At 56.6% G+C, this 14,255-nt stretch carries 8 protein-coding genes; 7 read left to right on the forward strand and 1 reads right to left on the reverse strand.

Features of this window, described 5'->3' with window-relative positions; all coding sequences use genetic code 11:
- The first annotated feature begins 7 nt into the window (after positions 1–7).
- The 6 genes from bcsB to HVX64_RS01220 all read left to right on the forward strand — a co-directional run bounded on the left by bcsB (position 8) and on the right by HVX64_RS01220 (position 12,216).
- Positions 8–2,365 carry a cellulose biosynthesis cyclic di-GMP-binding regulatory protein BcsB gene (gene bcsB, locus HVX64_RS01195; RefSeq protein WP_044253730.1) on the forward strand — a complete coding sequence of 786 codons (2,358 nt, stop codon included), beginning with the start codon at positions 8–10 and terminating at the stop codon, positions 2,363–2,365.
- Positions 2,366–2,371: 6 nt separating this feature from the next.
- On the forward strand, positions 2,372–3,478 hold the full coding sequence (bcsZ, locus tag HVX64_RS01200) for a cellulose synthase complex periplasmic endoglucanase BcsZ (RefSeq protein ID WP_044253728.1): 1,107 nt from the start codon (positions 2,372–2,374) through the stop codon (positions 3,476–3,478).
- Entirely contained in the window at positions 3,460–6,957 is a 3,498-nt protein-coding gene (bcsC, locus tag HVX64_RS01205; RefSeq protein ID WP_044253725.1) for a cellulose synthase complex outer membrane protein BcsC, read from the forward strand. The genes bcsZ and bcsC overlap by 19 nt, the downstream gene beginning before the upstream one ends.
- A 92-nt stretch (positions 6,958–7,049) precedes the next feature.
- Positions 7,050–9,038, forward strand: a complete 1,989-nt coding sequence (hmsP, locus tag HVX64_RS01210) for a biofilm formation regulator HmsP (protein ID WP_072040055.1) — start codon at positions 7,050–7,052, stop codon at positions 9,036–9,038.
- A gap of 175 nt (positions 9,039–9,213) precedes the next feature.
- The gene (gene dctA, locus HVX64_RS01215; RefSeq protein ID WP_042323143.1) at positions 9,214–10,500 is read left to right on the forward strand and encodes a C4-dicarboxylate transporter DctC; all 1,287 of its coding nucleotides are present in this window, start codon (positions 9,214–9,216) and stop codon (positions 10,498–10,500) included.
- A gap of 222 nt (positions 10,501–10,722) precedes the next feature.
- Positions 10,723–12,216: a pitrilysin family protein gene (locus HVX64_RS01220; protein WP_042998542.1), complete on the forward strand. Its 1,494-nt coding sequence runs from the start codon at positions 10,723–10,725 to the stop codon at positions 12,214–12,216.
- Between the two features lie 95 nt (positions 12,217–12,311).
- On the opposite strand, the gene HVX64_RS01225 is transcribed toward HVX64_RS01220, so the two are convergent.
- Positions 12,312–13,241 (reverse strand): sugar kinase, encoded by a 930-nt coding sequence (locus tag HVX64_RS01225; RefSeq protein ID WP_044253719.1) that lies wholly within the window; start codon positions 13,239–13,241, stop codon positions 12,312–12,314.
- 232 nt (positions 13,242–13,473) lie between these two features.
- Between HVX64_RS01225 and pdeH the strand changes: the two genes are divergently transcribed.
- On the forward strand, positions 13,474–14,241 hold the full coding sequence (gene pdeH, locus HVX64_RS01230) for a cyclic-guanylate-specific phosphodiesterase (RefSeq protein ID WP_042998540.1): 768 nt from the start codon (positions 13,474–13,476) through the stop codon (positions 14,239–14,241).
- Positions 14,242–14,255: the final 14 nt, after the last annotated feature.

A 14,255-nucleotide genomic window follows, 5' to 3' on the forward strand; every position in this document is an offset into this window, starting at 1 on the left:
TAACGCGATGAAAAGAAAACTTTCCTGGATTTGTGCAGTGGCAATGGGGATGAGCGCAATCCCTTCATTCATGACGAATGCGACGCCGGCAACGCAACCATTGATAAACACTGAGCCAACCGTGGCCCCGGCGGCGGCCGCCCCTGCACAGGCAGATGAAAATCAGCCGGTGGGTCAGGTGATGCCGGGCGTTCAGGGAGCTGATGCGCCGATTGTGGCGCAGAATGGCCCATCCCGTGACGTGAAACTGACGTTTGCGCAGATCGCGCCGCCGCCGGGCAGCATGGTGCTGCGTGGCGTGAACCCTAATGGCAGTATTGAATTTGGCATGCGTAGCGATGAAGTGGTCTCCAGAGCCGTGCTGAATCTGGAGTACACCCCGTCGCCATCCCTGCTGCCGATACAGTCGCAGCTCAAGGTCTATCTGAACGATGAGCTGATGGGCGTGCTGCCGGTCACCCAGGAACAGTTGGGCAAAAAGACGCTGGCGCAAATGCCGATCAACCCATTGTTTATCACCGACTTTAACCGTGTGCGGCTGGAGTTTGTCGGCCACTATCAGCAAGTTTGTGAAAACCCGGCCAGCAGTACGCTGTGGCTGGACGTCGGTCGCAGCAGCATGCTGGACCTCACCTACCAGACGCTGGAAGTGCAAAACGATCTCTCGCACTTCCCGGTACCGTTCTTCGATCCACGCGACAACCGCGCGGTGACGCTGCCCATGGTCTTTGCCGGCTCGCCGGATCGTACCCTGCAACAGGCTGCGTCGATCGTATCGTCCTGGTTTGGTTCCCGGGCGGGCTGGCGAGGCCAGCACTTCCCGGTGCTGTACAACACGCTGCCAGATCGTAATGCGATCGTCTTTGCCACTAACGACAAGCGACCTGATTTCCTGCGTGAACATCCGCCGGTGAAAGCGCCGGTGATCGAAATGATCAGCCATCCGGATAACCCTTACGTGAAACTGCTGGTGGTGTTCGGTCGTGACGACAACGATCTGCTGCAGGCCGCGAAAGGGATCGCCCAGGGCAATATTCTCTTCCGCGGGAGCCGTGTGGAAGTCAACGAGGTGAAACCGCTGCTGCCGCGTAAACCGTACGATGCGCCAAACTGGGTGCGCACCGATCGCCCGGTCACCTTCGGTGAACTGAAAACCTATGAAGAGCAGTTGCAGTCCACCGGGATGGAACCTGCCGCGATCAACGTCTCGCTGAACCTGCCGCCGGATCTCTATCTACTGCGCAGTACCGGTATTGATATGAATCTCAATTACCGTTACACCACGCCGCCGACCAAAGACAGTTCGCGCATGGATATCAGTCTGAACAACCAGTTCCTGCAAGCCTTTAGTCTGACCAGCAATGAGAAGAGCAACCGTCTGCTACTGCGTCTGCCAGTGCTGCAAGGACTGCTGGACGGGAAAACGGACGTCGCCATTCCGGCGCTGAAGCTGGGCGCGATGAACCAGTTGCGGTTTGACTTCGAGTACATGAACCCGATGCCGGGCGGCTCGGTTGAAAACTGTATTACCTTCCAGCCGGTGCCGAACCATGTGGTGATTGGCGACGACTCCACCATCGACTTCTCGAAGTACTACCACTTCATAGCGATGCCGGATCTGCGCGCGTTTGCGAACGCGGGCTTCCCGTTCAGCCGCATGGCGGATCTGTCGGAAACCCTCACCGTGATGCCGAAAACGCCGAACGAAGCGCAGATGGAAACACTGCTCGACGCGACAGGCACTATTGGCGCGCAAACCGGCTTCCCGGCGATTAACCTGACTATCACCGATGACAGCAGCCAGATTCAGGGCAAAGATGCGGACATCCTGATTATCGGCTCGATCCCGGACAAACTGAAAGACGACAAGCGTATCGACCTGCTGGTTCAGGCGGCAGAAAGCTGGGTGAAAACCCCAATGCGCCAGACGACGTTCCCGAGCATCATGCCGGATGAAGCCGATCGCAAAGCGGATGCGCAGGCGACGGTAACGTCGAGTGGACCGATGGCAGCGGTCGTCGGCTTCCAGTCGCCGTTTCACGATCAGCGTAGCGTGGTGGCGCTGCTGGCGGATAGTCCGCGCGGCTATGAGTTGCTGAACCAGGCCATCAATGACAGCGGCAAACGGGCGGCGATGTTTGGTTCCGTCTCGGTGATCCGTGAATCTGGCGTGAGCAGTTTACGCGTCGGCGAGATCTACTATGTGGGTCACCTGCCGTGGTTTGAACGTCTGTGGTACGCGCTGGCTAACCATCCGGTGCTGTTAGCGGTGCTGGCGGCGATCAGTGTGGTATTACTGGCCTGGGTGCTGTGGCGTCTGCTGCGCATCATCAGTCGCCGCCGTCTCGATCCGGATCATGAGTGATAAATAATGAACGCGTTGCGAAGTGGGATAGTCATGGTGTTAATGCTGGCCGCGCTGAGTGTACAGGCGGCCTGTACCTGGCCTGAGTGGGATCAATTTAAAAAGGATTACATCAGTCAGGAAGGGCGGGTGATTGATCCCAGCGACGCACGCAAAATCACCACCTCGGAAGGGCAAAGCTATGCGATGTTCTTTGCCCTCGCCGCTAACGATCGCCAGGCTTTTGATACGCTGCTGGCATGGACAGAGAATAATCTGGCACAAGGTTCACTAAAAGATCATCTGCCCGCCTGGCTGTGGGGGCAGAAAGATCCCTCCACCTGGGCGGTGCTGGATAGCAACTCTGCTTCTGACGGTGATATCTGGATCGCGTGGTCGCTGCTGGAGGCGGGACGCTTGTGGAAAGAACCGCGCTATACCGAGATCGGCAAAGCCTTGTTGAAACGCATTGCCAGCGAAGAAGTGGTGACGGTGCCGGGGCTGGGCTCCATGCTGTTACCCGGCAAGATTGGTTTTGCCGACGCCAGCACCTGGCGCTTTAATCCGAGCTATCTGCCACCGCAGCTGGCGCAGTATTTCACCCGTTTCGGTGCGCCATGGTCCACTCTGCGTGAAACCAACCAGCGACTGCTGTTAGAAACGGCGCCGAAAGGTTTCTCACCGGACTGGGTTCGTTACGAGAAAAACAAAGGCTGGCAACTGAAGGCAGAGAAAACGCTGGTCAGCAGTTACGACGCAATTCGCGTCTATCTGTGGGTGGGTATGATGCATGACGGCGACCCGCAGAAAGCACGGCTGCTGGCAAAATTCAAACCGATGGCAACCCTGACAACTAAAAACGGTCTCCCGCCGGAGAAAGTGGACGTCGCCAGCGGCAAAGCGCAGGGCAATGGCCCGGTAGGCTTTTCTGCGGCCTTACTGCCTTTCCTGCAAAACCGCGACGCACAAGCGGTGCAGCGACAGCGCGTAACAGACCATTTCCCCGGCAGCGATGCCTATTACAGCTACGTGCTAACCCTCTTCGGACAAGGGTGGGATCAGCATCGTTATCGCTTCACCGCCAAAGGTGAGTTACTACCTGACTGGGGCCAGGAATGCGCAAGTTCAAATTAAGTTTACTCGGGGTTTCACTCGGCATTGCCCTGATGTCCTTTGCCGACGCCGCGCCGTCGGCGCAACAGCAGTTGCTGGAGCAGGTGCGGCTGGGAGAAGCAACGCACCGCGAAGATCTGGTGCGCCAGTCGCTCTATCGCCTCGAACTGATGGACCCGAATAATCCTGACGTCATTGCCGCTCGCTTTCGTTACCTGCTGCGTCAGGGCGATAACGACGGCGCGCAGAAACAGCTTGATCGACTTTCTCAATTAGCGCCGGGTTCTAATGCCTATAAATCGTCGCAAACCACCATGCTGTTAGCGACGCCGGATGGGCGTCAGTCGTTACAGCAGGCGCGTCTACAGGCGACAACCGGGCATGCCGCAGAGGCGGTTGCCGCCTATGATAAGTTATTCAAGGGCAACCCGCCGGAAGGCGACCTGGAAGTGGAGTACTGGAGCGCGGTGGCAAAAATTCCGGCCCGCCGCAATCAGGCGATTAATCAGCTCAAGGCGATTAACGCCCGCAGTCCGGGCAATAACACATTGCAAAATACGCTGGCACAGCTGTTGTTTGATAACGATCGCCCGGCCGAAGGCTTTGTGGTTCTGGAGCAGATGGCGAAATCCAACACCGGGCGGAATGCCGCGTCCACGATCTGGTACACCCAGATCAAAGATCTGCCGGTCAGCGATGCCAGCGTGAAGGCGCTGCAAAAATACCTCACGGTATTCAGTGAGGGGGACAGCGTGGCTGCGGCACGCAGTAAGCTTAGCGAACAGCAAAAACAGCTTTCCGATCCGACATTCCGCGCGCGTGCGCAGGGGCTGGCGGCAGTCGACGCAGGCCAGGGCGGACGGGCGGTTTCAGAATTACAGCAGGCGGTGAGAGCCAACCAAAACGACAGCGAAGCCGTGGGTGCACTGGGGCAGGCCTACTCTCAGCGAGGCGATCGCGCCAGCGCCGTTGCGCAGTTTAAGAAAGCGCTGGCGATGGATCCGCAGAGCGGGAGTCGCAGCAAGTGGGAAAGCCTGCTGAAAGTGAACAGTTACTGGCTGGCGATTCAGCAGGGTGATGCCGCGCTCAAAGCCAACAATATTGACCAGGCTGAACGTCTCTATCAACAGGCCAGAAACATCGACAATACCGACAGCTATGCGGTACTGGGGCTGGGCGATGCAGCAATGGCGCGGAAAGATTATCCGGCTGCCGAGCGCTATTACCAGCAGACGTTGCGCATGGACAGCGGTAATACCAATGCCGTACGCGGTCTGGCAAACCTCTATCGCGCGCAGTCGCCGGAGAAAGCCTCTGCGTTTATCGCCACGCTCTCTGCCAGCCAGCGTCGCAGCATTGATGATATTGAACGCGGACTGGAAAACGATCGTCTGGCCCAGCAGGCCGAAACGCTGGAGAACCAGGGCAACTGGGCACAGGCCGCGGAACTGCAACGCCGCCGACTGGCGCTGGATCCGGGGAGCGTCTGGATAACCTATCGTCTGTCACGCGATCTATGGCAGGCCGGGCAGCGTAGTCAGGCTGATGCGCAGATGAGCGCGCTGGCGCGTCAGAAACCCAACGATCCGGAACAGGTGTATGCGTATGGGCTGTACCTGTCCGGCAATGATCAGGATCGGGCGGCGTTGGCGCATATCAACAGCCTGCCGCGCAGTCAGTGGAACAGCAACATTCAGGAACTGGCCGATCGCCTGCAAAGCAACCAGGTGCTGGAAACGGCGAATCGTCTGCGCGACAGCGGCCGGGAGGCTGAGGCTGAAGCGTTGTTACGCCAACAGCCTGCCTCCACCCGTCTCGATTTAACGCTGGCCGACTGGGCGCAGCAGCGCGGGGAATACAATGCGGCGCGAGGTTCATACGACGCCGTGCTGGCGCGCGAACCGGATAACGTCGATGCGATGCTGGGGCTGACGGAAGTGTACATCGCCCAGGGCGACAAGCCTGCCGCGCGAGCGCAACTGGCAAAACTGCCCGCAACGCAGACGCCGTCAATCAACATGCAGCGGCGAATCGCGCTGGCACAAATGCAGCTTGGCGATACCGCTGCGGCACAACAGACCTTCAATACGTTGATTCCGCAGGCCAAAGCGCAGCCGCCATCAATGGAAAGCGCAATGGTGCTGCGTGACGCCGCGCATTTCCAGGCGCAGAGCGGCGAGCCGCAACAGGCGCTGGATACGTACAAAGATGCGATGGTGGCGTCCGGCATTACGCCAACGCGTCCGCAGGATAATGACACCTTTACCCGTCTGACCCGTAACGATGAAAAAGATGACTGGCTGAAGCGTGGCGTGCGCAGCGATGCGGCGGATTTGTATCGTCAACAGGATCTGAACGTCACGCTGGAGCATGACTACTGGGGATCGAGCGGTACCGGCGGCTATTCTGATCTAAAAGCGCATACCACTATGTTGCATGTGGATGCGCCGTATTCGGACGGTCGTATGTTCTTCCGTACCGATCTGGTCAACATGAATGCAGGTAGCTTCTCGACTGATGACAATGGTCGCTACAAGAATAACTGGGGCACCTGTACGCTGGAAGACTGTAGCGGCAGTCGCAGCCAGTCGGACACGGGGGCGAGCGTCGCTGTTGGCTGGAAGAATGACACCTGGAGTTGGGATATCGGCACCACGCCGATGGGCTTCAACGTTGTCGATGTGGTCGGCGGCGTCAGTTACAGCAATGACATTGGGCCGTTGGGTTATACCCTGAACGCGCACCGTCGTCCGATTTCCAGTTCGCTGCTGGCCTTTGGCGGACAGAAAGATGCGCAGAGCCACAACGGCGACAGCAACGACGTCAACACCGGTAAAAAATGGGGTGGCGTTCGTGCCGATGGCGGCGGGATTAGCCTCAGCTACGACAAAGGTGAAGCCAACGGCGTCTGGGCTTCACTCGGCGCCGATCGGTTAACCGGGAAAAATGTCGAGGATAACTGGCGCGTCCGGTGGATGACGGGTTACTACTACAAAATCATCAACGAGAATAATCGCCGTGTCACCGTAGGTCTGAACAATATGATCTGGCACTACGACAAAGACCTGAGCGGTTATTCGCTGGGCCACGGTGGCTACTACAGTCCGCAGGAATACCTGTCCTTCGCGGTGCCGGTAATGTGGCGTCAGCGGACGGAAAACTGGTCCTGGGAACTGGGCGGTTCGGTTTCCTGGTCGCATTCGCGCACCAAAACCATGCCGCGTTATCCGTTGTTGAATCTGATTCCGTCGGATTACCACCAGGAAGCCATCGACCAAACTAACGGTGGTGGAAGCAGCCAGGGCTTTGGTTATACCGCGCGGGCGCTGATTGAGCGTCGGGTGACCTCGAACTGGTTTGTCGGGACCGCGGTGGATATTCAACAGGCAAAAGACTACGCGCCTAGCCATTTACTGCTGTATGTTCGTTATTCCGCCGCAGGCTGGCAGGGCGATATGGATTTACCGCCGCAGCCGCTGGTGCCTTACGCGGACTGGTAATCAGAAAAATCCTTTTCAGACACAGCCTCTCTCAATGCCGCCGCGATCGGGTATACTCGGGCGGCAATCTGGGATATCCGGGGGAGACAATATTGCGCGTCAGTCGCTCGTTAACAATTAAGCAGATGGCAATGGTGGCTGCCGTTGTCATGGTGTTTGTGTTTCTGTTTTGTACCGTTTTGCTGTTTCATCTGGTGCAGCAGAACCGCTACAACACGGCGACGCAACTGGAAAGTATTGCCCGTTCGGTACGTGAACCGCTGTCTGCCTCAATTTTAAAAGCCGATATTCCCGGAGCCGAAGCGATTCTTGCCAGTATCAAACCGGCGGGGGTGGTGCAACGGGCCGATGTGGTGCTACCGAATCAGTTTCAGGCGCTGCGCATGAGCTTTATCCCTGAACGGCCCGTTCCGGTCATGATAACCCGACTCTTCGAACTGCCGGTGCAGATCTCGCTGCCTGTCTATTCACTTGAACGTCCTGCAAATCCGCAACCGCTGGCATATCTGGTGCTCCAGGCCGACTCATTCCGCATGTATAAGTTTGTGATGAGCACGCTGTCTACGTTAGTGACCATTTACTTACTTTTATCCCTGATGCTAACAGTCGCCATTAGCTGGTGCGTGAATCGCCTGATTCTGCACCCGCTGCGCAAAATTGCCCGCGAGCTGAATAACATTCCGCAACAGGATTTGATTGGACATCAGCTGGCGTTGCCGCGTCTGCATCATGACGATGAGATTGGTCTGCTGGTGCGCAGCTACAACCTCAATCAACAACTGGTCCAGCGCCACAGCGAAGAGCAGACGGATAACGCGATGCGTTTTCCGGTCTCTGACCTGCCGAACAAAGCGTTCCTGATGGGGCTGCTCGAGCAGGTCGTGTCGCGTCAGCACACCACGGCGCTGATGATTGTCACCTGTGAAACGCTGCGCGATACGGCGGGCGTGCTGAAAGAGGCGCAGCGGGAAATTCTGCTGCTGACGCTGGTGGAGAAACTGAAATCGGTGCTGTCACCGAGAATGGTGCTCGCGCAGATCAGCGGTTACGATTTTGCCATTATCGCTCACGGCGTCAAAGAGCCGTGGCACGCGATCACACTAGGTCAGCAAGTACTCACTATCATCAATGAGCGATTGCCGGTGCAGGGGATCCAACTTCGCCCAAGCTGCTGCATTGGCGTGGCGATGTATTACGGCGATCTCAGCGCCGAACAGCTCTATGGGCGCGCGGTATCCGCAGCGTTTACCGCCCGGCGCAAGGGCAAAAATCAGATTCAGTTCTTCGATCCTGAGCAGATGGCAATCGCCCAGAAACGGCTGACCGAGGAGAGCGATATTCTCACCGCGCTGGACAATCACCGCTTTGCCCTCTGGTTGCAGCCTCAGGTGGAGATGAGCAGCGGCAACGTGGTCAGCGCCGAAGCGTTGCTGCGTATGCAGCAGCCGGACGGGAGCTGGGAATTGCCGGAAGGGTTGATTGAGCGGATTGAGTCCTGCGGCCTGATGGTCACCGTGGGCCACTGGGTGTTGGAAGAGTCTTGTCGTCAGCTCGCAGCCTGGCAGGAACGGGGGATCACGCTGCCGCTGTCGGTCAATCTGTCAGCACTCCAGTTGATGCACCCGAATATGGTGTCAGACATGCTGGAACTGTTAAGTCGTTATCGTATCCAGCCGGGTACGCTCATTCTGGAAGTGACGGAGAGTCGGCGGATCGACGACCCGCATGCCGCCGTGGCGATACTGCGTCCGTTGCGTAACGCCGGCGTGCGTATCGCGCTGGACGATTTTGGCATGGGCTACGCGGGGCTGCGCCAGCTCCAGCACATGAAATCCCTGCCCATCGACGTGCTGAAAATCGACAAAATGTTTGTCGATGGCCTGCCGGAAGATAACAGCATGGTCTCGGCGATTATCCTGCTGGCGCGCAGTCTGAATTTGCAGATGGTGGCGGAAGGCGTCGAGACCGAAGCGCAGCGTGAATGGCTGGCGCAGGCGGGGGTTGAAATCGCTCAGGGCTTCCTTTATGCCCGTGCGGTACCCGCTGAAACCTTCGAAGAACGTTATCTGAAGCACAATTGATGTGATTACAATACTTTAAAAAGGTCCGGCTTGTGCGAGCCAGCTCAAGGTTTTTAACATTTTTGTTTCAATTATGATCCTGGTGCATTTCTGTGATGTTGTCTGGGTGTTATTTTAAGGCCGCAGGTTAACCAAAACCTTATAAGACCTGTGGTTTTTACTTCAAGGACACCCTATGAAAATCTCTCTGTTTAAAAGTCTCTACTTTCAGGTCCTGACAGCAATTGCCATTGGTATTCTCCTTGGCCATTACTACCCTGAATTAGGCGCACAAATGAAACCGCTTGGCGACGCGTTCGTTAAGCTGATCAAGATGGTCATCGCACCGGTTATCTTCTGTACTGTCGTGACTGGCATTGCAGGCATGGAAAGTATGAAAGCGGTGGGCCGTACAGGTGCAGTTGCGCTGCTTTACTTTGAGATTGTCAGTACGATTGCGCTGATCATTGGTCTCATCATCGTTAACGTGGTGCAGCCCGGTGCCGGGATGAACGTTGATCCGGCAACGCTGGATGCGAAAGCGGTAGCGATTTACGCCGAACAGGCAAAAGACCAGGGAATCGTAGGCTTCCTGATGGATATTATCCCGGGCAGCGTCATTGGCGCCTTTGCCAGTGGTAACATCTTGCAGGTTCTGCTGTTTGCGGTGATGTTTGGGTTTGCCCTGCATCGTCTGGGCAGCAAAGGCCAACTGATTTTCAACGTCATTGAAAGCTTCTCGCAGGTCATTTTCGGCATCATCAACATGATCATGCGTCTGGCGCCAATCGGGGCGTTCGGGGCGATGGCGTTTACCATCGGTAAATATGGCGTGGGTACGCTGGTGCAGTTGGGGCAACTGATTGTTTGCTTCTACATCACCTGTATCCTGTTTGTGGTTGTTGTGCTGGGTTCGATCGCCCGTGCAACAGGCTTCAGCATCTTTAAGTTTATCCGCTATATTCGTGAAGAACTGCTGATCGTGTTGGGAACGTCCTCTTCCGAGTCTGCGTTACCGCGTATGCTCGACAAGATGGAAAAGCTTGGCTGTCGCAAGTCGGTTGTGGGGCTGGTGATTCCCACCGGCTATTCGTTTAACCTTGATGGAACCTCGATATACCTGACGATGGCGGCGGTGTTTATCGCCCAGGCCACCAACAGTCATATGGATATCTTCCATCAGATTACGCTGCTGGTGGTACTGCTGCTCTCCTCGAAAGGGGCGGCGGGCGTGACCGGAAGTGGCTTTATCGTGCTGGCGGCCACTATCTCTGCGGTTGGCCATCTGCCGGTTGCCGGTCTGGCGCTTATCCTCGGTATCGACCGTTTCATGTCTGAAGCCCGTGCGCTGACCAACCTGGTCGGTAACGGCGTGGCAACGGTCGTGGTCGCGAAGTGGGTGAAGGAACTGGACCACAAGAAGCTTGATGATGTGCTGAATAATCGTGCACCTGAAGGCAAAACGCACGAAATATCCTCTTAATTTCGATACTTATGACCGCAGTCCCTTGTGGGGCTGCGGGCTCCTGCGCATAATTGACCCCTGGGCCCGAATCCTTCAACATGGAGGTATCGGGTTTATTTCACTTCTTCCGTGACATTTGCATGTTCTTGCGGTCTAACACGAAGTGTTTTTAACGTCATATTCAGACAAGCCCAACTGGGGTTGTCTTTTTATTACCAGGATTGTTGATCAGGGGTTCACATGCAGGGCACAAAAATTCGACTTTTAGCGGGCGGTTTGCTGATGATGGCCACTGCTGGCTATGTGCAGGCAGATGCGCTCCAGCCTGACCCAGCATGGCAACAGGGGACGCTGGCGAATGGTTTACAGTGGCAAGTGTTAGCCACCCCGCAGCGCCCCAGCGACCGTATCGAGGTCCGCCTGCAGGTAAATACCGGTTCGCTCGCCGAAAGTACTCAACAGAGCGGTTTCAGTCATCTTATTCCCCGTATTGCGTTAACCCAAAGTGGCGGCCTTGATGCCGCGCAGGCACGTTCACTGTGGCAGCAGGGTTTTGACCCTAAACGTCCGATGCCGCCCGTCACCGTCTCTTACGACTCCACACAGTACAATCTCAGCCTGCCCAATAACCGCAGCGACCTGCTGAAAGAGTCGCTGAACTATCTGGCGAACACGATGGGCAAACTGACGATCACCCCCGACGTCGTCAATCATGCGCTAAACACAGAAGACATGGTCACCACGCTGCCCGTCGATACGAAAGACGGCTGGTGGCGCTATCGTCTGAAAGGGTCGGCGCTGTTGGGTCACGATCCTGCCGAGCCGGTAAAAATGCCGGTGGACGCGGAGAAAGTGCATGAGTTCTACCAGAAGTGGTACACCCCAGACGCGATGACGCTGATTGTTGTCGGCAACGTTGATGCGCGGTCGGTGGCCGAGCAAATCAACAAAACCTTTGGTGAACTGAAAGGGAAACGTGAAACCCCTGCGCCGGTGCCGACGCTCTCGCCGTTGCGTGCGGAGGCGGTGAGCATTATGACCGACGCGGTGCGCCAGGATCGTCTCTCTGTCATGTGGGATACGCCGTGGCAGCCGATTCGCGAGTCTGCCGCGCTGTTGCGCTACTGGCGCGCGGATTTAGCGCGTGAGGCGCTGTTCTGGCACGTCCAGCAGGCGCTGAGTAAGAACAACGCGAAAGATATCGGCCTCGGCTTTGACTGCCGCGTGCTGTTCCTGCGCGCGCAGTGCGCAATCAACATCGAATCGCCAAACGACAAGATTTCCGCCAATCTGAGCACCGTGGCGCGTGAACTGGCGAAGGTACGTGATAACGGCCTGCCGGAAGAAGAGTTCAACGCCCTGGTGGCGCAAAAGAATCTGGAACTGCAGAAACTGTTTGCGACCTACGCTCGTACCGATACCGATATTCTCATCAGTCAGCGTCTGCGCTCGCTGCAAAATCAGGTCGTAGATATCGCGCCTGAACAGTACCAGCGTTTGCGTCAGGACTTCCTGAACAGCCTGACCGTTGAGATGTTGAATCAGGATCTGCGTCAGCAGTTGTCGCAGGATATGGCGCTGATTCTGCTACAGCCGAAAGGCGAACCGGAATTCAACATGAAAGAGTTGCAGGCGACGTGGGATCAAATCATGGCGCCGGTGACTGCCGCGGCGACACCGGCAGAAACGGACGATGCGCATCCGGAAGTGACAGATATTCCGGCTGCACGGTAGGGGTGGATTGCCTGATGGTGCTGCGCTTATCCGGCCTGGAAGAACGCGTTTCCCGGGCCGGATAAGGCGTTTACGCCGCGCCTGCGGCGTTGGTCTTACTGCGGCATGGCGTCGCGTGGGATAATCGCCCCGCGATGCTGAATAACGGTGCTGGCGGTCAGGTGGCCTCGTTTGGCAGCGTTAACTGCATCGCCGCCGGTCAGGCGAACGGCCAGATACCCGGCGCTGAACGAGTCGCCAGCGGCGGTGGTATCGATCACTTTTTCTTTCGGCAGTTTCACCGCAGGAACGTCGATCGGTACGTTACCGTCGACAGACACCAGGCACGAATCCGCACCGCGTTTCACCACCACTTCCTGCACACCCGCGGCATGCGTCCGGGCGATCACCTCTTCAACCGGCTTCACGCCCCAGAGCAAATCTTCGTCGTCCAGCGTCAGGAAGGCAATATCAGTGCATTCCAGCATCTTCTGATACACCTGCCGGGTCTCTTCTTTGCTGGCCCACAGGCGCGGACGATAGTTGTTGTCGAAAATCACTTTCCCGCCGTTGGCGCGGCATTCTCGCAGCAGCGACAGCAGTTTGTCGCGGCTGGATGGGCTCAGGATCGCGAGGCTGATACCGCTCAGGTAGAGATAATCAAAGGTCGCCAGCTCTTCGCAGATAGCCGCTGACTGTTCGCTCTCCAGCCAGAATTTCGCTGCTGCTTCGTTGCGCCAGTAATAGAACGTCCGCTCACCGGTGCTGTCCGTCTCGATGTAGTAGAGGCCAGGCAGACGGTTTTCCATGCGCTGTGTCAGCGAGGTATCCACGTTTTCGCCTTGCCATGACTCAAGCATCTGCTGGCTGAAACTGTCCGTGCCCAGCGCCGTGACGTAGTGCACGGAGAGCGCCGCAGCATCAACCTGACGGGCAATGTAAACGGAGGTATTCAATGTGTCGCCACCGAATCCGCGCTGAACATCTGCGCCTTTCTGTGACAGCTCAATCATGCATTCGCCAATCACGGCAATCTTTTTGGACATAGTCGTGAACCTGCTTAAAAAAAGTTAGCGTTAGTGTGCGCTGTGGGTGTTAGGTGGTCAATCATATTAAAACAACGTTCCAAATTTTTTTTTGAGCCAGTCCGTATTCTGCAGTGATTTTTACAAAACCGTTTTCGATTTTGCGCGAGGCTGAACATAAAGTTCTCCGTCCGAAGGCCGATAACCTTTGACGAGTCGGGGCAGTAACACACTTAATCACGGGACATCTGAGATGATAAACCAGGTTATCCAGCAGCGAAGCAATTCCGAGGCGAGCGTTGAAAGCTTGCAGGATCGGCGCTTTTGGCTGCAGTGCGAGCGTGCTTACACTTATCAGCCGATTTACCGGACCGACGGACGCCTGTTAGCCGTTGAGTTGTTGACGGTGGTGACGCATCCGGACAATCCAACCCAACGTATCGCGCCTGACCGTTATTTTGCCGGGGTGGCGGTGCGCCATCGCATTGATATCGTCAAAGAACAACTTCAGCTACTGGAGCAGAAGACCGACTTTTTCCAGCGTCATGAATTGCTGGCCTCTGTGAATGTTGATGGCCCGACGCTCCTCGCCATGCGCCAGCAACCCAACATGGTGCAGATGATTGAGAGGATGCCGTGGCTGCGTTTTGAGCTGGTCGAACATATCCATCTGCCAAAAGAATCCTCGTTTGCCAGCATGTGCGAATTTGGTCCGCTGTGGCTGGATGATTTCGGCACCGGGATGGCGAATTTCTCTGCGCTGAATGAAGTCCGTTATGACTACATTAAAGTCGCGCGCGAACTGTTCGTGATGCTTCGCCAGACGCCAGAGGGGCGCAATCTCTTCACCATGCTGCTGCAACTGATGAACCGCTATTGCCGCGGCGTGATCGTTGAAGGGGTGGAAACGCTGGAAGAGTGGCGCGACGTACAACGTTCTCCTGCCTTTGCCGCACAGGGCTATTTTCTGTCGCGCCCGGTCCCGTTCGCCTGCCTCGATGAGGTCATTCTGTCACTGTAAAAAACGGCAGTTTC

Source organism: Citrobacter sp. RHB20-C16 (assembly GCF_013890155.1).
GTDB lineage: Bacteria > Pseudomonadota > Gammaproteobacteria > Enterobacterales > Enterobacteriaceae > Citrobacter_A > Citrobacter_A amalonaticus.